Origin of the sequence: Paenibacillus sp. 2TAB26 (assembly GCF_052115145.1) — a bacterium.
GTDB lineage: Bacteria > Bacillota > Bacilli > Paenibacillales > Paenibacillaceae > Pristimantibacillus.
This window is the reverse complement of the sequence record NZ_JBFRGC010000001.1, coordinates 130,872-151,711: the sequence shown is the minus strand read 5'-3', so window position 1 is coordinate 151,711 and position 20,840 is coordinate 130,872. Positions and strand designations below refer to the sequence as shown.

The 20,840-nt window shown below is 44.4% G+C and carries 18 protein-coding genes; 2 read left to right on the top strand and 16 right to left on the bottom strand.

Features of this window, described 5'->3' with window-relative positions; all coding sequences use genetic code 11:
• Window position 1 precedes the first annotated feature (1 nt).
• The 14 genes from AB4Z50_RS00640 to cls all read right to left on the bottom strand — a co-directional run bounded on the left by AB4Z50_RS00640 (window position 2) and on the right by cls (window position 16,782).
• Window positions 2-454 (bottom strand): VanZ family protein, encoded by a 453-nt coding sequence (locus tag AB4Z50_RS00640; protein ID WP_430056814.1) that lies wholly within the window; start codon window positions 452-454, stop codon window positions 2-4.
• A 3-nt stretch (window positions 455-457) separates the two neighbouring features.
• Window positions 458-1,171: a metallophosphoesterase family protein gene (locus AB4Z50_RS00635; RefSeq protein WP_441874670.1), complete on the bottom strand. Its 714-nt coding sequence runs from the start codon at window positions 1,169-1,171 to the stop codon at window positions 458-460.
• The gene (locus tag AB4Z50_RS00630; RefSeq protein WP_076266291.1) at window positions 1,168-1,674 is read right to left on the bottom strand and encodes a GNAT family N-acetyltransferase; all 507 of its coding nucleotides are present in this window, start codon (window positions 1,672-1,674) and stop codon (window positions 1,168-1,170) included. Before AB4Z50_RS00630 ends, AB4Z50_RS00635 begins: the two co-directional genes overlap by 4 nt.
• A gap of 152 nt (window positions 1,675-1,826) precedes the next feature.
• Window positions 1,827-2,429 carry a molybdenum cofactor guanylyltransferase gene (gene mobA / locus AB4Z50_RS00625; RefSeq protein WP_441874669.1) on the bottom strand — a complete coding sequence of 201 codons (603 nt, stop codon included), beginning with the start codon at window positions 2,427-2,429 and terminating at the stop codon, window positions 1,827-1,829.
• 77 nt (window positions 2,430-2,506) lie between these two features.
• On the bottom strand, window positions 2,507-4,180 hold the full coding sequence (locus AB4Z50_RS00620) for a glutamine--tRNA ligase/YqeY domain fusion protein (RefSeq protein ID WP_076266293.1): 1,674 nt from the start codon (window positions 4,178-4,180) through the stop codon (window positions 2,507-2,509).
• A gap of 126 nt (window positions 4,181-4,306) precedes the next feature.
• Window positions 4,307-5,671 carry a sodium-dependent transporter gene (locus tag AB4Z50_RS00615; RefSeq protein WP_076266294.1) on the bottom strand — a complete coding sequence of 455 codons (1,365 nt, stop codon included), beginning with the start codon at window positions 5,669-5,671 and terminating at the stop codon, window positions 4,307-4,309.
• A 1,071-nt stretch (window positions 5,672-6,742) separates the two neighbouring features.
• A complete protein-coding gene (locus tag AB4Z50_RS00610) occupies window positions 6,743-7,288 on the bottom strand; it encodes a glutathione peroxidase (RefSeq protein ID WP_441874668.1) in 546 nt (181 codons plus the stop codon).
• A gap of 250 nt (window positions 7,289-7,538) precedes the next feature.
• Complete coding sequence (locus AB4Z50_RS00605) at window positions 7,539-8,870, bottom strand: DUF2252 domain-containing protein (RefSeq protein WP_441874667.1); 1,332 nt, start codon at window positions 8,868-8,870, stop codon at window positions 7,539-7,541.
• Between the two features lie 19 nt (window positions 8,871-8,889).
• Window positions 8,890-9,372 (bottom strand): CcdC family protein, encoded by a 483-nt coding sequence (locus AB4Z50_RS00600; RefSeq protein WP_441874666.1) that lies wholly within the window; start codon window positions 9,370-9,372, stop codon window positions 8,890-8,892.
• Window positions 9,373-9,639: 267 nt separating this feature from the next.
• The gene (locus AB4Z50_RS00595; RefSeq protein ID WP_441874665.1) at window positions 9,640-10,314 is read right to left on the bottom strand and encodes a DUF559 domain-containing protein; all 675 of its coding nucleotides are present in this window, start codon (window positions 10,312-10,314) and stop codon (window positions 9,640-9,642) included.
• A gap of 1,055 nt (window positions 10,315-11,369) precedes the next feature.
• Complete coding sequence (locus AB4Z50_RS00590) at window positions 11,370-12,824, bottom strand: catalase (RefSeq protein WP_441874664.1); 1,455 nt, start codon at window positions 12,822-12,824, stop codon at window positions 11,370-11,372.
• A 169-nt stretch (window positions 12,825-12,993) separates the two neighbouring features.
• On the bottom strand, window positions 12,994-13,827 hold the full coding sequence (locus AB4Z50_RS00585) for a winged helix-turn-helix transcriptional regulator (RefSeq protein WP_441874663.1): 834 nt from the start codon (window positions 13,825-13,827) through the stop codon (window positions 12,994-12,996).
• A complete protein-coding gene (locus AB4Z50_RS00580) occupies window positions 13,803-14,198 on the bottom strand; it encodes a Fur family transcriptional regulator (RefSeq protein ID WP_076266298.1) in 396 nt (131 codons plus the stop codon). The genes AB4Z50_RS00585 and AB4Z50_RS00580 overlap by 25 nt, the downstream gene beginning before the upstream one ends.
• A gap of 1,135 nt (window positions 14,199-15,333) precedes the next feature.
• Entirely contained in the window at window positions 15,334-16,782 is a 1,449-nt protein-coding gene (gene cls / locus AB4Z50_RS00575) for a cardiolipin synthase (protein WP_339205444.1), read from the bottom strand.
• 205 nt (window positions 16,783-16,987) lie between these two features.
• Between cls and AB4Z50_RS00570 the strand changes: the two genes are divergently transcribed.
• The gene (locus AB4Z50_RS00570; RefSeq protein ID WP_441874662.1) at window positions 16,988-18,304 is read left to right on the top strand and encodes a deoxyguanosinetriphosphate triphosphohydrolase family protein; all 1,317 of its coding nucleotides are present in this window, start codon (window positions 16,988-16,990) and stop codon (window positions 18,302-18,304) included.
• Between the two features lie 158 nt (window positions 18,305-18,462).
• Here the strand turns inward: AB4Z50_RS00570 and AB4Z50_RS00565 are convergent, their stop codons facing one another.
• Window positions 18,463-19,434, bottom strand: a complete 972-nt coding sequence (locus AB4Z50_RS00565) for a nucleoside hydrolase (protein WP_441874661.1) — start codon at window positions 19,432-19,434, stop codon at window positions 18,463-18,465.
• A 73-nt stretch (window positions 19,435-19,507) separates the two neighbouring features.
• Here AB4Z50_RS00565 and AB4Z50_RS00560 point away from each other — a divergent pair, with 73 nt between their 5' ends.
• Entirely contained in the window at window positions 19,508-19,663 is a 156-nt protein-coding gene (locus tag AB4Z50_RS00560) for a DUF1540 domain-containing protein (RefSeq protein ID WP_076266302.1), read from the top strand.
• 93 nt (window positions 19,664-19,756) lie between these two features.
• Here the strand turns inward: AB4Z50_RS00560 and AB4Z50_RS00555 are convergent, their stop codons facing one another.
• Window positions 19,757-20,653, bottom strand: a complete 897-nt coding sequence (locus AB4Z50_RS00555) for a M15 family metallopeptidase (protein WP_441874660.1) — start codon at window positions 20,651-20,653, stop codon at window positions 19,757-19,759.
• Window positions 20,654-20,840 lie beyond the last annotated feature (187 nt).

Genomic DNA, 20,840 nt, shown 5'->3' with positions numbered 1-20,840 from the left:
ATTACAGAGTCCGACGAACGACAAGCCTAGTCATCAGCAGCCCAAGCAGCGCGCCAAACGTATTAAGAATAATATCGTCAATGTCGAAGCTACCCACCCGCGTTAACATTTGAGTAAGCTCAACGGCTGTAATCAACATAATCGTGACCATTGTCAGCCTAAATACTTTCAAGTACTTCTTATTTAATAAGGGCAGGAATATGCCGATCGGTATGAATAAGACAATGTTTCCGAATAAGTTTTTGAACCAAATATCAGGATTGAAATGATCATAATGGATGATATATTTTTTTATCGTATAAAGCGGTACCAGATTATAGTTATACCCCTCGCCAAAATAACGGCCACGATGAAATAAAAGCCAGCACATGATCAAGGTGTAGAACAAAGCAATTACGGTAATCAACATATTCAGCAGAGAGCTTTTGAATATGGCTTTCGAATACCCGCGCATCCCCTACAATCTCCAAGGGACAGAATACACGTTAAACTCTGCCGCTCCTGTAATCGCTAGTCCGTTAAGCTGATGTCCTGTTGCACATCCTCCGTCAACGCCAATCTTCCCTGCGCCAAACCAAACATCTGGTTTTCCATGAATATCGATGGTTTTTGTATGGCCGAAAATAACCGTTTTGTTTACATTGGTCGGCCTCTCAAGGAATGGTTGTTTTATGTAAAGAAAATCTCTGGCAGGCTGCTCTTTCCAATTCAAGTAATTCGGATTAAGACCCGCATGTACATATATAAAGTGTTCATCCTCATGATAATAGGGCAGGTTGTCCAGAAAAGTCATATGATGCGCGTAACGCTCCTGAACAGCCATTTTGGCTTGATCGATAACATACTCAATCGGACCTTGCTTAATGCCAGCATAGCTCTCTGCGGTTTGCCTGCCGCCATGGCCGGTAAACTTAAGCAGCGCCTGCTCGCTTCGCTCCAGCATAACATCAACGAGCCTCTCGTCGTGATTGCCTTGAATGGCAATTGCTCCATCCTTTTGGACTAAGCCGATGACCTGCTCCACCACTTCTCTGCTTTGCGGACCCCGATCAACGAAATCACCAAGCAGCATAAGCTGATCCTCGCCGGGACAATAATTCATACGTTCAAGCAAATCATTAAAAGGTGTATAACATCCATGAATATCACTAATCACAAGCGTTCGCTTCATATACGCCTCCCCGAGATCACCAGATCTCTTTCTACACCGTCCAGTACCGCTACCTTAGGCAAATGACCCCAAACCTCAAATCCAAACTTACGAAGCAGAGCGAGGCTCGGCTCATTATGTCCAAATACAAAACCAAGCAGCGTATTTATCCCCAAGCCCGGACTTGCCTCAATCGCTTTCTGAATCAGTACCGTTCCAAGACCAAGCTTGCGGTATTCTTCCGCTATATAAATGCTTATCTCGGCAGTCGCATTGTAAGCCGGCCTGCCATAAAACGATTGGAAACTAAACCAAGCTGCGATTTCCCCTTCAATCGTTAATACCCATAGCGGCCTGAAATCAGGAGAATGGTCATCAAACCACGCTTTTTTGCTAGCTACAGTAGCTGGCTCAAGATCAGCCGTCACCATTCTGCTTGCAATTGTTGAATTATAAATATCAACAATACGCCCCAGATCACTTAGCTGCGCATCGATAATTTCATATTTGAGTTCTTTGGTCATACCTGCCACCTCTTACCCTTCTACGTCTAGATGGATGCTGCTTTAAATAGGCCTATTACAACTTTGACAAATTATATCACATCGCTGAATGTTTAAGCATCTATGCTGCATGGTAGATTCCGTCTAATTCCGCCTATAGAGGGTGAGCTTCTTCAGTCCCCTTGTCCCTGCCTATACTTGTTATAATCTTCAGGCGTGTTGAGATTCGTAAAAACAGATACACCATGCTGCTCTAGCAGAGAAACATCGATGGTTTGAAGCCGGCGCAATAGACCCATGAGACGATAGTCTTGATCCTTTAGCGCTTCTTCTATTTGAATGGCAATGCTAGCATGATAGAGAGCATGAAAAGGCTGGTCAGACGCATGGATTACGTCTACCCCTTTTTCCACATGAGTCATTAGCTCAGCCAGCAATCCTTCGGACAATTGCGGCATATCACACGCCATAACAAATACATAACCCTCTGCAATCATGGACAAGCCCGCGTGCATTCCCGATAACGGGCCGCATTTTGGATAATGATCCGTCACGAAGCTTACCTTCTCTCCTAATTCTTCAAGGCTTTTACGATAAAGCTCTTCACGCTGAGGCGTTCCTACTGAGACAACTACATGCTGCACAAGCTCTGTTAGCTGTTGTACGAGACGATATAGGAGCGGTTTGCCTTCAATAAGCAGCAGCGCTTTGTCAGCTCCCATTCTCGTGCTTAAGCCTCCAGCTAGTATTAAGCCATAAATATCATGCTTCGCCATCTTCTCATCCCCCTCTAAACAGAAAGAAAGCCTGCCGAGCACTCAGGCAAGGCAGGCTTGTATTATTTTTGACGGGTTTACGCCTTGGACGGATCGAACGAGCTCTTTAATGAAACGATTCGGTTGAAGGCAAGCTTCTCACTTGTTGTATCCTTCGGATCTACATTAAAGTAGCCGTGACGGAAAAATTGGAATTTATCGCCGCCGACAGCATCTTTCATATTAGGCTCAACAAAGCCTTGCAATACTTCAAGTGAATTCGGGTTGATGCATTCCATGAAAGGTTTGCCTTCATCTTCCGCTTCGCTCGTAATGAGCGGTTCAAACAAACGGAACTCAGCAGCTATCGCCTGAGAAGCCTCAATCCAATGAATGGTGCCTTTCACTTTACGTTCATTAAAGCCGGATCCGCTCTTCGTCTTCACGTCATAGGTACAGCGCAGCTCAATCACATTGCCCTCTGCATCCTTGATCGCCTCTTGGCATGTAATGAAGTAAGCATGTTTTAGGCGCACTTCATTGCCAGGGAACAGTCGGAAATATTTGTTCGGAGGATTTTCCATGAAATCATCCTGTTCAATGTATATCTCACGCGAAAACGGAATTTGACGGATTCCCATCTCTTCGTTTTCCGCATTATTTTCGGCATCAAGCAGTTCGGTTTGACCTTCTGGATAGTTTGTAATGACCACTTTAAGCGGACGCAATACAGCCATCGTACGAAGCGCCTTCAGCTTCAAGTCTTCTCTTATAAAATGCTCCAGGTTGCGCTCATCCACTAGGCTGTTGCTCTTCGATACACCGATCTCACGGCAGAAAGCACGCAGCGATTCCGGTGTATAGCCTTTGCGGCGCAAACCGCTGATCGTTGGCATACGCGGATCATCCCAGCCGTCTACTGCCCCTTCATCCACCAATTGCTTCAGCTTGCGCTTGCTCATAACGGTGTTCGTTACGTTCAAGCGGGCAAATTCATATTGATGCGGTGTGGAAGCCATCTCACATTCAGCTATCGTCCAATCATAGAGTGGACGGTGGTCCTCAAATTCCAGCGTACAGATCGAATGCGTGATGCCTTCAATGGCATCGCTTAGCGGGTGAGCATAGTCATACATCGGATAGATGCACCAAGCATCTCCCGTACGGTGATGATGCGTATGCGCAATGCGATACAGCACAGGATCACGCAATGTGATGTTCGGTGAAGCCATATCAATTTTTGCGCGCAGCACCTTTTCGCCGTCCTTAAATTCGCCTGCGCGCATGCGTGCGAACAAATCAAGGTTTTCCTCTACTGTACGGTTCCGATACGGGCTTTCCTTGCCTGGCTCAGTCAACGTGCCGCGATATTCGCGCATTTGCTCAGCTGTCAGATCACATACATATGCTTTGCCCTTTTGAATAAGAAACACCGCACGATTGTAAAGCTCTTCAAAATAATCGGAAGCAAAGCGAAGGTCGTCCCATTCGAAGCCAAGCCAGCGAACATCCTCTTGGATGGACTCTACATACTCAGTATCTTCTTTTAACGGATTCGTATCGTCAAAACGCAAGTTTGTCTTGCCCTTGAACTCATCAGCCAGCTCAAAGTTCAAGCAAATCGACTTGGCATGTCCAATATGCAAATAGCCATTTGGCTCTGGCGGAAAACGAGTGACGATTTCTTTCACTTGGCCGCTCTTCAAATCTTCGACTACGATGCTTTTTATAAAATTCGAGGATGAGGACTTGTTATCTACTGCATTCTCCATCTGCGACCAACCTTTCCCACGGAAAATATTTATCCTCTTATAATACACAAATTCCCGTCAAATTATAATACTTAGTATGTATCAGCCACTTTCAGAGCACGCTCCCGAGCCTAGCAATCCAGAGCACTAGAACGAAATAATGCCGGAAGAATAAAGAAATACGAGCAATACCAGAATAGGCGCCACATAACGCAGCATGAATAACCATACTCGCAGCCACCATGCAGACAAGCCTGACTCCTTAGCTCCGCCTTTCCATACATACCCGACAAATATAGTAACGACTAGTCCGCCAAGCGGCAGAACGATGTTAGTGCATACAAAATCAACCCAGTCAAAAAACGACTTTCCGCCAAACGTAAGCCAAGGTATTTTGTCACCAAGCGATAAAGCCGATGGCACCCCAATAACGAAGCAAAGAATGGATAACAAAATAACTGAAAAGCTTCGGCTCCAGCCAAATTTCTCACGAACGAAAGCAACCGGCACCTCAAGCAGTGAGATGGTTGAAGTAAGTGAAGCAAAGGCGATCATTACGAAGAACAGCCCTCCAAACAGCCACCCTAACGGCATAGCTGAGAATGCTGCAGGCAAGGCTACGAATACGAGACCAGGGCCTTGCGAAGCCTCGAGTCCAAATGCAAAGGTAGTAGGGAAGATAATCAGTCCTGCAAGAAGTGCATAAACAATATTGCCTGTACCTACTGCTGCTGTTGCTAGAGAAAGCGACTGCCGTTTATCCACGTACGCCCCATAAGTAATAATGGTACCCATGCCAAGGGAAAGGGATAGGAAAGCATGGCCAAGCGCCACGAATGCAGACTCCGCTGTCAGCTTGCTAAAGTCAGGCTTTAGGAAAAAGGCCGCGCCTTCGCCGGCTCCATCCAGAAACATAACACGCACACAAAGTACAATGAGCAATACAAGCAGCCCTGGAATAAAAATTTTATTAACCTTTTCAATGCCTGCCGATACACCTCGAATAATGATGAGGCCCGTTAGAAGCAAGACGATGAATTGCCAGAATACCGGCATCCAGCTTCCATTAAGATCACTGAACTGCTGCGCAAAATCATTATTTTCAAACAGCTGCCCTGTAAAAGACAACATCGCATAATGCAAAGTCCAGCCTGCGACTATCGCATAGAAAGACAATATAACGAACGCTCCCAAAATGATAATAACGCCGAAGCCGCTCCACAGCTTATGCGCGCCCAGCCGAGTGAACGAAGAGGACGCATTGCCGCGGCCGCCTCGACCTACTGATAGTTCTGCTAGCAGCACCGGCAGTCCTACTAGCAGCATGCATATAAAAAATAGAAGAAAAAAGGCCGCTCCTCCATATTTACCTGTAATATACGGGAACCTCCACATGTTGCCGAGTCCGACCGCACTTCCTATTGCCGCCAAAATAAATCCTGAGGAAGTAAACCGCTCCCCTGTACCGCTCTCCCCGCTTTGCGAGGCTCCTTCTTGTTTTTGATCCTTCATAAGCCATTCCTCCTGTAGTAATCTAAGCTGTCTGCGACTTATCTATTGCTCCGATGGGTAGTATAACCTTTTTCAAAAAATATATCTGCAAGCGCACGTTCTGAGCCGGTATAGTTTCATTTGAAAAACACACAATCCAACAGGCTGGAATGTGTATTGACGATGGTTACTTTGTGCTTCGCCAATCATCAGAATGGTGGCACGAACGGTATCATAAATCAGCATATTTCACACTGCCTCATTGCCGCTCCGTTTTCGCTTCTATTTATTCATTTGATTCTAGTTAACAGGAATGATCAACTTTTATTTTTGCATATATAAACCTTTTTAAACTTCGTATTACTCATGTACATGTAAAAGATTATTCCTTATATAATAAAGCGATACGTTAAATACGTAAAAATTTTTATCTGAATATAATTGCATATCTACAACTTTTATTTAAGATCGAGAAATACTCAAATATCGAATTCCAAGATATTTAAGACCGTCAAAAAAGGACAGAAACGATTAGTCGTTTCTGTCCATTTTCAACTTCTATCTTATATTAATTTAATAGAGTGTAAGTACGATATTTTCATAAGAATTGCAGGATCAAAAGGCACAGTATGAAGTGTATGATGAGCCCAACAATTAACTCTTAAACTGAGGTTAAGCCGCTCACATTTTGCTTATTAGACGGTGTGTGAACGTGTAGTCGCATCCGTTGTTCCCCCAATTAAAAACCCATCTATTGCTCGTTGTTCACTCTATCAAAACCTCAGCAATTACCCGTTGATTTTACGGAATTGCGATAGCATATTGATCAAGCCTCGCACATCTCGTTGTCCGTAATGATCCTACTTTATTCTATATCACTTCTATGAACCATCCGATTCACGCATATAGAAGTAAGCTTTGCATTCACTTCCAAAGGTCGAAGTATAGTCCTTCACATCGAAGAATGTTTGGATATAAGGAAGCTATTCGTCATTAGACGCCAGTCTTACCTACAAAACGACTAAAACAACCATTAAATGGGCTTTTTTTCGCCCTGAAGCCGCATCTATTTCATTTTTAAGTGAGGGAGCACTATAGCAGCTGCTCGATATTAGCCTTCATATCGGCAGGTTCATCGGTCGATTCGAACCGTTTTACGACATTGCCTTCACGGTCAATTAGAAATTTAGTAAAGTTCCATTTGACTGAGTTGCCTTCGAGGTAATGAGGCAGCTTCTCCGAAAGGAAAGCATTGAGCATTTTACCGCTAGGGTTACTTGTGTCAAAACCTTGGAAAGGCGCATCTTCCGTTAGCTGCTTGAAAAGAGGATGAGCGGTTTCGTCCCGTACATCGGTTTTCTCAAAAAGAGGGAATGTCACTCCGTAGTTCAACTGGCAAAAGCTTTGAACATCAGAGTTTGCACCCGGCTCCTGCTCGCCAAATTGATTACTTGGAAAACCAAGAATCTCAAGACCTTGGTCTTTATATTGTTCATATAGTTTTTGCAAATCCGCGTATTGCGGTGTAAACCCGCATTTGCTTGCTGTGTTGACGACAATTAGCACCTTACCTTTATATTGTTCCATGCTTTGTTGTTTACCATTAATGCTTTGCAGCTCATGTGAGTAAATGCTCATTGTTTGTTGCCTCCTCTAAAATATGTGAGTTATAATAAATTAAATTGTACACAATTTAATTATTACATAGAATACCATGCGAAACAAATGAATGTCAAACCTAAAGCCTATATAGGAAAAGCGAAGCATGGTTATAAAATCGATTATCCAGTCGCTATATGTAATCCCCTGCGCTGACCACCGTTTTTTATAGCTGCTACGCAAAAAAGACTGCACCGAGGTGCAGTCATATTATTTATAATTGCGATTGCTACTTTCTACTGCCCAGCCATTCCGTGAACAAAGCATAATCCTGCTCCACTTGATCTGCGTAGGACAGCGCCCAATTGGCAATTGACGTGCAAAAAGCATCCTCGTCATTGCCCATCGCCTTCACAATCTCAATCTCACTGTGATACGCAAGAATACCTTGCGCTACATCGGCATCCGCCCGCGCATGCATTTTTGCGGTCAGCCTGCCCATGCTCGTCGTAACCGACAGCAAATCCCCAGCCGTATCAAGCGCTTCTAGCTTAAGCCGCTTCTTATATGGTGATCGCTCACGCACATAAAACTGCCGCTCTCCAATGGATAGCCATCCAAGATACGGGTCTGCCTCATGGTGCATCGCTCTCTGAGTCATGGTTACGCGCTGTCCCTGATGCTCAAACATAGACCAAAATGTCTCATCATAAGGCATAAAATAAGCTGGAACTGGAACTCGCACCTCCTTTACCTCAAGCACGATATCGTCCTCGCCTTGTGCATCTTCGCCTGCTTCAATCAGTACATAGTATCTATCGAGCCCAATAGATGCTGTCCCTGAGCCATGCTTCACTGCAATATCCTTAACCTGAAAATGACGCAATTCCTCTGAGTCATCGGCTTTGACGGTATCTAAATACATCGGCCATGCTTGCAATAAAGCTTCACGTTCCTCGTTTGTCGGAGCTACAATTTCATCTGTCGTTGCAAACTGCCTATGCTCCTGTACGAGCGCAGTAACCTTTTCGAGGAAGTGCTGATCCTTGCGTTTTTGCAGTTTTTTGAGCAGCTTCTTGACGGGACCTTCCGCACGTTCAATATCAATCACATAGGTGCCAGGATCATCCTTGCCCTTTGCGAATCGGCGCATCTGCTTGGAATAGGCCTGTAAATAAGCTTCAACCGCGCTAATCTGATTAGCATGGGTTTGTCCTTTAAGCCTGCCGACGAGCGCTATACTTACCGACATTCGCAACAAATCATACAAATACGAGCCCAGATAACCTTCATCAAAATCATTCACATCATAGACGAGCGTACCTTGCTCATTGCGGAAGGCACCAAAGTTCTCAAAGTGAAGATCGCCCTGAACCCAAGTGGGACGCCCTTCTGGCGTGTGATAAGGAAACCAAATTCGTGATGCGTCAAAATAAAATAAATAAGCGCTGCCGCGAAAAAAAGAAAATGGCGTTTCCGACATTTTAAGATACTTTTCTTCACGTTTGCCGCGCTCAAGCTTCATTATTTTTTGATCAAATTCTTGAAAAATCGCAGATAGTGTCCGTCTTCTAAGTTTGCTCTGGGTCAGCTTCACTCGTTCTGTCAGCTTCGAATCCATACATTCTCCCCCATTCAACTTACATTTCTACTTTTTGCAGTCTCATATAATCACTAATCATAGCCAAGCGCCATGGTAGAATCATGCCAAAAGCGAGCAAATAGAAAACCGCCCCGGTTTGCGGAATCGACATATATTGCTCTACGACACTATGTAGAGAAAGCCTGATTATGAACAGCGTCAGCATAATAAATACAAACGCCTTAGATCGTCTTACATAGATTTCCGACTTCACGCGTTCCAAACGGGTCGTGACGATTAATGGGAAAGCAAAGATCAGCATGCCGGTCAAAAAAGCGGCTAACCCCCAAAACCATGGAATATGCGTCTGGGAAAAGGCAAACATGACGAAGCCTGTTGCCATGCCTAACGGCGGTATGATGATTTTGCGCAATGAGGTCGGCCGTTTACCAGCGCGCATACGCAGGACAATAAGTGTAAGACCGGCCAGAGCAGATATGACGATGGAACCAACTTGAATCGCTTGTGTTGACAGCAGCACCGCTAATTACCCCCGTTTTCATGGTGTGGATGCCCTATTTTTATAATCGCGAAAATGCTCTTAATCCTTTACAAGGCAGCAATAAACTACTCTTTATTCCATCGTACTTCAAAACCATAAACATCGCAAACATACGCTATTTTTTTAAACTTGTGATCGTCAATGGAAGCTTTTCTTCTAATCTAAAAGTTCCTCATTTCCATCTAGCTTCATGGAAGCTGCGATGTAAGTAAGAAGCTGAAGCCGGTCGCAATAATGATTGAAACATTAATCCAGAAAATTAAGAAAGTCATGAGCGAGCTCATATCCTACGACTCGTTGTCGATTGCCACGATAAAGAGGGATAAGCCCTCCTTTTGAGCATAACTTTTTCAATAAATTTACTGCTGTTTTATGATCAATACCAAAATGACGCTCCACATCCTTTGGCCTGATTAAACGAGCCTGTTGAACTGCAAGCCGTATAATTTCTTTCTCTGCTAGTTGAATTCGTGTTATTGGTGCTCGCCTAGCCTGGTACCTGCTCATCACCATTTTGAGCATGGTCATACATATCTCAGGGTGGTTTTTCTCAACATCATCATAAGCGAATGAGATGACCGGATAACCCATCGCATGCAAAAAGGTTTCGCGGTTTAGTTCATGGCAATATTTTTGTCGATCCATGTCTCTGACATGAGATGCAAATCCTTTGATCTCAATAATGAGCTTTACAGTACCCGAAAACCAAGCAAAATCTGCAAAATAGGATCTGCCGCGCCAATCCAACACTTCATACTCAGGATGCAGGTTTCGAAAATCTCCACACAAAGGCCACCAAACATTACACAAAAATTTGGATTCCACATGTCCATGCCCTCTTTCCAGCCTTCCGCGACGTTCCCCTGACCTTTTATCTAAATGGTATTGAATAAATGAGCGATGCGCCTCCTCATAAGTCATCTTCAATCATCCCCTCTGGAAAATAGAAAACGTCCCGTCGCCACTCTAGAGTGAGTGGTAACGGGACGTTCTTCGTCTCTTGTCTTTGATTATAAGGTATCTGGAATCATAAGAATAGTGTTGTTCTTGCATTCTTTTTAGCGTTATATCAAACTTATCCGTTGCCTGAAAGTCCAAACTTATCCACCTCATATAAACGATCAGTTGGCATGAAACGCAATTAAATTGCTTCCTCAACTTGTCTCCTCAAAAGAAAAGAAACTTAGCTGGAATATGTACCGCTATTTCACCCTTTTTTACGAAAAATAATAATTTAACAGGAATTTCTCCTGTTAATTCAGTCCATTTCAGTGGAATTTGCTAATATCCAACAAATTAACGGGAGGCTTTCCTTCTAAATGACTAAAATCAGCCGAATTAGTAAAATTAGATGGAGGTTTTCCTGTTAGTGTTAATTGATGTTGAGTGATTTGGCTAAAATGAACGTATCCTTCGCATAAGAAATGTAACTTACTTGCCTCCATAACTTGTCTCCTCAAAGAAAAGTAGCTTAACTGGAATTTCTACCGCTAATTCACACTTTTTTACGGAAAATATTAATTTAAGAGGAATTTCTCCTGTTAATACTGTCCATCTCAGCTGAATTTGCTAATATCCAACAAATTAACGGGAGATATTCCTTCTAAGTGAGTGAAATCAGCTGGATTAGCATAATTAGCCGGAGGTTTTCCTGTTAGTGTTAGTTGATATTGAAAGAATTGGTTAGTTTGTTTGGTGGGTTCGTGGGTTCGTGGTTCGTCGATACGTCGGTTCAATAGTTCGTAGATTGTTGAGTAGAGTACTGGGTGGTTAAAAGTTTCTTCATTCTTGGTTAAATCGTTCGTCTTGAACGGGATATCTTTTAAAGTTTGGTTTGACCGATTGTGGTTTCTCGTAGCTAGAGGCTACTTTAGCTTACTCATGGCTTCTAATGGATTTAAGAATATGTAGATGGGAAACACAGAAACACGCATATTTTGCGTGCTTCTGTCATCATGTTCCCGTTTGCTTTTGAATTAGCTCTGAGGTACAAACTTCCTGATATCAACGCCTAGCGCTTGCGAAAGCTTCATGCCTAATTCGCGATCAGCCCGGAAGAAGTTGCAGATGGCGCGAAGTCTTATATCATCGTTTGTTTGCTCCAGCTCACCAGTCAAATTGGCGATTAGGTTTGCTTGTTGTTCTTCAGGCAGTGAGCGATAGCGCTCGCCCGCTTGAGTGAAATCGTCAGTTTTGTCGATTTTTTGGCGGCCAGCCTGTCCCTGAAGAGGTACATAAGAATCCCCGTAAGCCTTTGCTTCCTTTGGACTCTCTGATGAGCTATTAGGTTCGTAATTCACTGGAGAAGGATTTGCATGCATCGTCATTGCACCATCTCGTTGATAGTTGCGAACAGGTGCATACGGGCAATTTACTGGAATGTGTAGATAGTTCGCTCCAAGGCGGTAGCGCTGAGTATCCGGATAAGAGAACAATCGGCCTTGCAGCAATTTATCCTCCGATGGCTCGATTCCTGGTACAAGTGTGCTTGGCGAGAAAGCCGACTGCTCAACCTCTGCAAAATAATTTACTGGGTTGCGGTTCAACGTCATCGTGCCTACCTTTTGCAACGGATACATATCCTCCGGCCACACCTTCGTTGGATCTAGTGGATCAAACGCATACCGTTCCACATGATCGACAGGCATAAGCTGTACATGAAGCTCCCATTCTGGGAAGTTGCCGAGTTCAATCGCATCATGTAAATCACGTGTCGCATGGTTAAAGTCTTTGCCTTGCATCACGCTAGCTTCAGTTGCTGTAAAGTTCCGTACTCCTTGCAGCGATTTCCAATGATATTTAACATAGGTCGGTTTACCATCATCATTCATCCACTTGAAGGCATGAACGCCGAATCCGTCCATTTCACGATAAGTAGCAGGCGTACCGTCATCAGAGAACAACCAGGTGAGCATATGCGTCGATTCTGGGGAAAGCGTCATGAAATCCCAGTAGCGCGCAGGCTCTTGGACATTCGTATTTGGCGCCGGCTTGAGGGAATGCACCATATCAGGAAATTTCATCGCATCTCGAATGAAAAATACCGGCAAATGGTTTCCAACAAGATCATAGTTACCTTCCTGCGTATAAAATTTTACCGCAAAGCCGCGTGGGTCGCGCGCCGTCTCCGGCGAACCTGTTCCGTTAATAACCGTTGAAAAGCGTACAAATACAGGCGTCTCTACTCCCGGCTCCTGCATAAAAAGAGCCTTCGTATGAGCCTTCATACTAACTTCCGTACGAAATACTCCATGTGCGCCTGCTCCCCGGGCATGCACGACACGCTCTGGAATACGCTCCCGATCAAAATGCGCAAGCTTCTCAAGCAAATGGTAATCCTCTATTAGTGTTGGTCCACGCTGCCCCGCTGTGCGCGAGTTTTGATTATCGCCAACCGGCGTGCCTTGGTTCGTTGTCATATAGTTTTCCATGATAGCACCTCATCGATCATTTTATATATTTAGACTTGATCTAAATCCATAAAACAATCTTATCGAATCAACGGTCAACTGTCATGAAAGCCTAATGAATGAAAAATGAATATTTCATGAACCGCAGCATGCTAGTGAAATTCATTACCTAAAATGATGCACTTACTCCTTAGTCACGAATATCCGCTATCCGGTAGCCTACACCACGCACGGTAACTATATATTTTGGTGCTACGGCGCTATCCTTTAGTTTTTTGCGCAAGCTCTTAATATGAGCATCCACCAAGTTGCTTCCTCCATAGAAATGCAGCCCCCAAACGGTATCGAGCAAAGATTCACGCGTTAGAACGGATCCGTCCGATGTCATGAAATGCAGAAGCAAATCATACTCCGTCTTCGTAAGCTCAATTCGCTGCCCCGCCCGATCAACGGTCATTTTTTTGAGATCAACTGTAATATCCTTAAACACACGAATATCGCTATCCGCCTTCGCAGCTGCTGCTGGCTTATTCAGAAGCATACGATTGATTTGTTTTATCGCTTGCTCAGGTTTAGCCGGCCAGACTAGCAGCTCAGATGCGCCAAGGGCAAAAGTTTCACGGCTATCATACAATTTTTGATCCATTAAAATGAGGACAGGAACCGCATGCAGCTCAGCTGCTTCTACCAATTCTGCACCTGCTTGTAGAGTATGGCTCGCGGCAGCTTGAGCTACAGGAATCGCATCAAATACGAGCAGCTCTGGCTGCAAGCTTTGGAGCATGCTTTTATTGAAATCATGCAGTGAAAACACGTCAAAGCATTCGGATGAAAGCGCGACAAGCAAGCTTTTGACCCTCTCTGGCAACGGACTAATAATCATGACCCGCTTCGTGATCGAGCAAAGCATCCCGTTTTGCAGCAGCTCTTCCTCTGAATAGCCAGCGGCTGAGGCTGCACTCTGGTCGAGCGGCATGTTCCCGTTCAAATAATCGTTGTTCATTGTGGTTGTTTCGTCGCGCATTGATCACAAACCCCCTCTAATACAACTTGCACATGCTCGATCTTGTATTTCGTCTCTAAAGCGACCTTCTCCATCCACTCACTCGGCAAGTCGGTCAATACTTCATCCACGCGCCCGCATACAGTACACACAATATGCTGATGTTCATCCGTCCGAGCATCATAGCGGCTAACCGTTTCTCCAAGCTTCAATTCTCTAATGAGACCCACATCTGTCAAATAACGCAATGAGTTGTACACGGTGCCGTAAGCGAAGTTGAAGCCTTTGCCCCGAAGCCGTTCAATGACATCGGCCGCCGTCGGGTGATCATGGGCTTGCTGCACAACTTCAAAGATGGCCTTGCGCTGTATCGTTAAGTTAATTTTATTCATAAAAAGATCATTCCTTTTACTACTGATTTTAGACTAAGTATAAATTGAAGGTCGAAAACGGTCAACCTCATGAGCTTTCCTTTATCCTCCTTATTCCAAAAGGCGGCTCAAAGTCACAACCAATACTTGACGAACCAATATGGAAACTTATTAACTTTCACACCGAAGCCACAAGAAATCTACAAAAGCACCTCACGAAAAGTTGTAACGAACTCCAGAAGTCTTATTTGCTTCAATTCCACACACTTTCAAACGTAACGAACCCAGATAACCCTATTAGCCTCAAATATCAATGATTCAACTCATTTTTGTGCGTATAACGTTCTCTAAGTTCGTTAGAATTCAGATTATGCCTAAATCATTATAATAACGACTTTTGAGTTCGTTAGAGGCAAGCATGAACTCCACTCATCATTAACTTCGACTTCTACGCTCATTACAAAAATGGTGACGGGCACAAAAGTTACTGTTTGAGGTGTATGAAGTACAGGTTGAACGCTGGCGGGCATAATAGTCAATGCTTTGTCGCGTTTACAGCTCAAGCAACCATTTCTACATCCCCTACCATCATGCGCAACTTCCACTCACCATGATCAACAGCTTACACTACCTTAAGATGTACATACTCCCACCTCACACGCAAAATCACACCTAAAAAAACAACACAAAATTATTTGTCGAATTAAATAATCTGAATATTTACAAAATTCAAATAAAGGTGTATACTAAGCCTATCTTAAACGAGAGGGGATAGCCCATTGAAGTAGGTTAGCGATGCATGTCTCATAATCTCGGGAAGGAGCATTCAATCACTGCCGGACATGCTGGGACAATAGCGAAGACGGATGTAGTCGATCATTTGGATGAGAAGTACTTACAAGCAACAAGGATTTGAAACAAATCGAAAGGAAGTTGATCGAGGTCAATAAAATTAGGATCGAAGTCGATAGGGTTTGTAACAAATTCGAAAGGACGAAGAAGAGGCAAACAGCGGATTGGAGCGTTAGAATAAATTGAATAGTTCTCTACCAAGCACGTGAAGGGCTTCTGGTTATCTTAGATAAGCAGAAGCCCTTCTTATGTGTGTCTATAGGATCGGACTAATTTGCGTCTATTGGATTAGACTGATGTTCGTCTATAGGATTGGACTAAGCAGCCTGGAAATCGATTCTTTCAATCGATTGATGATTGGACGATTAGCATAAACTTGTTCCGTTAACTGCGTGCAATGTTTAACATCATCTTCAAAAATGCGTTGCAGCTTCGCCGATGTCTGCGTATCATAGATAAACGCATTCATCTCGAAATTAAGCTTAAAGCTGCGAATATCGACATTGGCTGTTCCAACGGACGCCACCTTGCCGTCGATGACAAGCGTTTTTGCATGAAGAAACCCTTTCTCGTACATATAACATTTCACTCCGCCTGCGAGAAGCTCTCCCAAATAAGAATGAGTTGCCCAGTATACAAAGAAATGATCCGGCTTGCTCGGCAGCATAATACGTACATCTACCCCGGACAGGGCAGCGATCTTCAGCGCGGTCATCAAGCTTTCATCCGGTACAAAATATGGCGTTTGCAAGCTGATTGTTTTCCGAGCTGAATAAATCATTTTGATATAGCCATTTTTAATTTGCTGATATTGCGTATCCGGACCACTCGCTACAAGCTGCATGCCAATCGTTCCCGTATCATCGCTCATTATTGGGAAATACAGCTCGTTAAGCTCAATTCGACCGGAAGCCGCTAAATTCCAATCCATCAGAAACTGCGCCTGCATCTGCAGCACGGCATTGCCGCGAACTCTAAGATGTGTATCCCGCCATTCGCCGAAATGCTCATTTAATCCTAAATATTCGTCCCCGATGTTGAAGCCGCCAATATAACCGACTTGTCCGTCAACGATAACGAGCTTGCGGTGATTGCGATAATTGATTTTTAAATTCAAATAAGGAATGCGCGATGGGAAAAACGCCGCTTCCCTGCCGCCTGCTGCAATCAACTCCGCAAAATAACGCTTCGGCAAGCTTGAGCTTCCTATATGATCATACAAAAACTTGACTTCTACGCCCTCCGCCGCTTTCGCTGCCAGCGCCTTAACCAATCTTCTGCCAAGCTCATCGTCTCGGACGATATAATAAACGAGATGAATATGATGCTGGGCTGATTCTATATCCTTAAGCAGCGCATCAAACTTCTGATTGCCCTCCGTGTAGATCTCAACCGCATTATTGCTCGTATATACCGCATAGCTCGTTTTCAGACTCATATAGATCATGTCTTGATAACTTCGCATCGCTGGATCATTATATACAATTTCATCTTCTCGCAGCTGGCGCATTTGCCTCTCGACCGTATGCTCGATAATGCGCTGACTATCGCCCAGCAGCTTATACAGCTTTCTTTTACGTACCTTCTGCCCTAATATTAAATACAAAACAAAGCCGAAAACGGGGATGAAAAAAAGAATCATCAGCCATGCCCAAGTTGTACTTGCGCTGCGCCTCTCTAGAAAGATAACCGTAATCGCCAAAAAAATGTTTAGCAGCATAATAATTGCAGATGCATTTTGCATTATGACCATCCGTATTATAGCACCTCAGTTTTATGTTAAAGCTAATGCGATCATACTCCAAGCACGGTGTATGTTCAAGCCTCATTATATGCTACAATTCAAGCAACAAAGCATTTTTCCTAATTTAAGACGTAAAAAAACCTATCTACAACATGTACTAGATGAGCTAATATATTTCAATACTACCCGCATAAACGGCACTGGAGGACTTACGATGGACATACGCAAGCTTAGATTGGACGAGAAAGCGCTCGGTACTTTAAGCGAGGAGCGAGATGAGTATGAACGAGATTATGCGAGACTCATTCAATCTCCCGCCTTTCGCCGCCTGCAAGGTAAATCACAAGTATTTGGCGCAGGTACGGGCGATTACTATAGAACAAGGCTAACCCACTCTCTCGAAGTGTCGCAGATTGCACGCGAGGTTGCTCGCAAGTTAGGCAAACAATATGATTTCCTTGCGCGCAAAGAGCATCCGGGGCTCATATTAGATCCCGCTGTCGTCGAGATTGCCGCGATCGCGCATGATTTGGGTCATCCCCCTTTTGGACATAAAGGTGAAGAGGTGCTCAACCATTTGCTCATGGAGGAGTATGGCATACCATACGAGGGCAATGCGCAAAATTTTCGAATATTGATGTTTTTAGAGAAAAGGGCAGGAAGCGGAAGCGGCCTTGATTTAACTGCAGCTGTCTTGCTTGCTATTAATAAATACCCTTTTAGCCTCAGTGAGCCTGGCCGTCTAAAGGGGCTTTACAGCACAGAGTGGGGAGAGATTGAACAGCTACGCCATTTATGGAAAATTCCAGAAGGCTGTTCAACATTGGAAGCACAGCTCATGGATTTATGTGATGACATCGCTTATTCCACACATGACATCGAAGACGGCATACGTGCAGGTAAAATCCAAATGAATCGTACTTTCTTTGAAGACAGCAGACTTATCGACCATGTTGTTCAGGAAATTGTCGAGGATAAAGGCAATACCGGAATCGGCTGGGGAGAGGTCGATATCCCTGCGATGGTGAAGCGTGTACTCGTCTCCTATTTCGAGCAGTGGCAGGAGCTGTATGTAAGCTGTGATCGCGAAGCCTCGCGCACAAGGCGGGAGATGAAAGCGCGCTGGGTCAGCTTGTTTGCAGGCAAAGTCGGCATTATAGACGATACATCGCGCAGCTGGAAAAAGGTCACGTTCGTCAACAATGGGCAACAGGATATCGAGTTGCTCCGCACGATGGAGATTTTGAAGAAGCTTGCATGGGTGACCCTCATTAAGGATTTCCGTGTTCAGCGCTTGCAAATGCGCAGTGAAATCATGATAAGACGGTTATGGGACAGTTTCAAGGTTCAAGAATCTGGTCGCCTTATCATTCCGCCAGACTGGATAGAAAATTACGAGATCCATAAGAACAAATGGAGCTGGCCGCGATTTGTTGCGGATTATATTTCGGGTATGACCGATGCTTACGCCGAGAAGGTGTACGCCGAGCTTTATGCCAGCAAATCAGGTTCAATTTATGAAATGGATTAAACAAGCTAAAACGCCTTCGGCGTCCTTCTGACGCTGAAGCAGCTTAGACGGTGAAATATAAGATAAGGATGAGAAAATAATATACTTTCTTATATTTTAAAAAAAGCGCAGCCCTTGAATGAGTGTAACTCATTCGAAGCTGCGCTTTTTGTTATGGTTTAGTCTTGCTTAACATTGTAGCTAACCGCACTTGCAGAAAGGTCCGTAATATAATCGAAGAATCGAACAGGATCAACATCATAAACAAGGCTGACCGGGCGACCGCCTTCCACTTCCACCGTACGGCCCTGACTAGGTCCATCCTTAATCACGCCGCTGTGTACCGTCTTAATTTCCACGAGATCCGGGTTGCCGACAACAGCTGTCGTTAGCACATCCCACAAATAATATGTCGAGTTCGTCTCCATATAAACAAGTGGAGGACATGCAGCATAACATTGACCGACAAAATCTAGTCCTTCATGCTTGCGAAGCGATGCCCAGCGGTTGCGTACATCCATCGTAAGAGGTACTTTGTTCGTGCTCTCAAGCGCAACAAGCAAAATCGGAATGCTGCTTGCCCATACGCGGTGCATAGATTCAGGGTCCCAGAAGGCATTCCATTCTGCGGTTCCGTCATGCTCAGGCTCTTGAACGTTGCCCTTCTCATTAAACGTGCCGCCCATCCATACAAGCTTCTCAATCTTTGCTTCCACATCCGGAGCTTCATCCAGCGCTCTTGCTAGATCCGTAAGCGGACCTGTGAACAGCAATGTCACCTTCTCATCCGATTTGCGAAGCTGTTCAATCATATGTTGATGCGCTGGCAGCGCAGATACTTTCGTGTTAATCGTTCCTGATTCATTCAAAATAGGCAGCGCGTCCACAAAAAACGTATGCATACGCCATTCAGCAGGGAATGGGTTTACACCGCGTGAATTTGATCTAGCCACTTCAAGCGATTTATTTTTGACAGGGTCGCCAAAGCGGTCAATGATTTTGCTGCTGGCTTTGCTGCCAGGCTCCAAATAGCCGTCGGCTGGAATAACGGATACCCCAAGCAGTTCAACATCTTTCATTTGCAAAAGAAGAAAAAGCGATACCAGGTCGTCTACACCGGCGTCATGATTAAAATAAAGCTTAACTCCCATATCTATCCATCCTTCCTGAGTATAAAACGATATATCGTTTGTCCATCCTATATAGAGAGGAGGTGAATTGTCAATGGCTAAGGATGTACTGTGCGAAGTGAATTCATGCAAGTTCTGGGCAGCAGGTAATCACTGCGGCGCCTCTTCTATTTATGTGGTCAGCAATCGCGGCAAGCAAGCCAGCAACTCCGAAGAAACAGATTGCAAAACGTTTGAAGCAAAGATCTAACGAAGGGCATTACCAATAGTAAGCAGCGCAAGCGACTATCCTTTATGAACAATAAGGCTTGTCCGAATACAGCTTGCGCTGCGCTATTGCTTCTTATTTTGTAACAGGAACCGCGTCAAAATACTCTTCCAGCACTTCTCCGCTCTTCACCATCTCAGTGGCCACATCCACACCTACATACCGCAAATGCCAAGGCTCATATTGATAGCCTGTAATCTTTTCTTTGCCTTCCAAGTAACGAATGATAAATCCGTACTCGTGCGCATACTTCTCAAGCCACTGCGCTTCCTTTGTATCTGCAAAACAATCGGCAGCCGCACACTTGCCGTCACTACCCGACACATCGATCGCCAGTCCCGTTTCATGCTCGCTTGTACCAGGTAGCGCGCTATAAGTTCTTGCCTTTTCGAGTCCATCCCTCTTTACATAGCGATCAAAGAGCGTTGTTTGCGTCCTATGCGAGCGATAAGCGGATACACCGGCCAACTGGATGTTGTCTTCCTCAGCGGCTGCAAACAGCTTCTCAAGCGCTGTAGCTGCATCCTGTCTCATCATGCGTTTTTCAATTTTCTCAGCAAATATAAACCGAACCTCAGGATAAACTAAATCCGTGGGATTGTATTCCTCCGGAAGCTTGTGCTGCTTATTCACAAGCACCGCGATATCCTCTGGTTTGGCAATAACGACCATTCCATCCTCAGTCTGCTCTGCTTTTCCTGTTCCAGAGCCCTTGCCGCCATTACCGTTATTGCTTGAATCAGGCTTATCCGTAGCTGTTGGCTGTCCATCTGTTGGAGTTCCGCCGCTCGGCTTATCCGTAGGCTCAGAACCTATGCTGCCCGACACTTCCCCGCCGTTAGCGGAACCATCAGCGGAAGCTTGCTTTGGCGGAATCGTGGTTGTCTCATCCTTATTAAATAAAGAGTAACCAAACACCATTCCTGCGCATACAATAATAAACAGCAGCAGCCTTCTTCTTCTTTTTTTCATGATAAGCCTCCAACATAATTTTTTACATATATTTCATGTAATTATACTTGTATTCATGGTTTGTCTAATAGCATCTAATTAATAGACTACTAAATCAGCAATAATGTTTCAATCTAATAGCTTGGAAATGTTGTAATGAATAGGAATAAACAAAAATCCTTATAAATTTGTTATTTACAATAAATTA

Coding starts and splice junctions, on each gene's coding strand:
- AB4Z50_RS00640 (WP_430056814.1), bottom strand. CDS start 454: ATGCGCGGGTATTCGAAAGCCATATTCAAAAGCTCTCTGCTGAATATG.
- AB4Z50_RS00635 (WP_441874670.1), bottom strand. CDS start 1,171: ATGAAGCGAACGCTTGTGATTAGTGATATTCATGGATGTTATACACCT.
- AB4Z50_RS00630 (WP_076266291.1), bottom strand. CDS start 1,674: ATGACCAAAGAACTCAAATATGAAATTATCGATGCGCAGCTAAGTGAT.
- mobA (WP_441874669.1), bottom strand. CDS start 2,429: ATGGCGAAGCATGATATTTATGGCTTAATACTAGCTGGAGGCTTAAGC.
- AB4Z50_RS00620 (WP_076266293.1), bottom strand. CDS start 4,180: ATGGAGAATGCAGTAGATAACAAGTCCTCATCCTCGAATTTTATAAAA.
- AB4Z50_RS00615 (WP_076266294.1), bottom strand. CDS start 5,671: ATGAAGGATCAAAAACAAGAAGGAGCCTCGCAAAGCGGGGAGAGCGGT.
- AB4Z50_RS00610 (WP_441874668.1), bottom strand. CDS start 7,288: ATGAGCATTTACTCACATGAGCTGCAAAGCATTAATGGTAAACAACAA.
- AB4Z50_RS00605 (WP_441874667.1), bottom strand. CDS start 8,870: ATGGATTCGAAGCTGACAGAACGAGTGAAGCTGACCCAGAGCAAACTT.
- AB4Z50_RS00595 (WP_441874665.1), bottom strand. CDS start 10,314: ATGACTTATGAGGAGGCGCATCGCTCATTTATTCAATACCATTTAGAT.
- AB4Z50_RS00590 (WP_441874664.1), bottom strand. CDS start 12,824: ATGGAAAACTATATGACAACGAACCAAGGCACGCCGGTTGGCGATAAT.
- AB4Z50_RS00585 (WP_441874663.1), bottom strand. CDS start 13,827: ATGCGCGACGAAACAACCACAATGAACAACGATTATTTGAACGGGAAC.
- AB4Z50_RS00580 (WP_076266298.1), bottom strand. CDS start 14,198: ATGAATAAAATTAACTTAACGATACAGCGCAAGGCCATCTTTGAAGTT.
- cls (WP_339205444.1), bottom strand. CDS start 16,782: ATGGTCATAATGCAAAATGCATCTGCAATTATTATGCTGCTAAACATT.
- AB4Z50_RS00570 (WP_441874662.1), top strand. CDS start 16,988: ATGGACATACGCAAGCTTAGATTGGACGAGAAAGCGCTCGGTACTTTA.
- AB4Z50_RS00565 (WP_441874661.1), bottom strand. CDS start 19,434: ATGGGAGTTAAGCTTTATTTTAATCATGACGCCGGTGTAGACGACCTG.
- AB4Z50_RS00560 (WP_076266302.1), top strand. CDS start 19,508: ATGGCTAAGGATGTACTGTGCGAAGTGAATTCATGCAAGTTCTGGGCA.
- AB4Z50_RS00555 (WP_441874660.1), bottom strand. CDS start 20,653: ATGAAAAAAAGAAGAAGAAGGCTGCTGCTGTTTATTATTGTATGCGCA.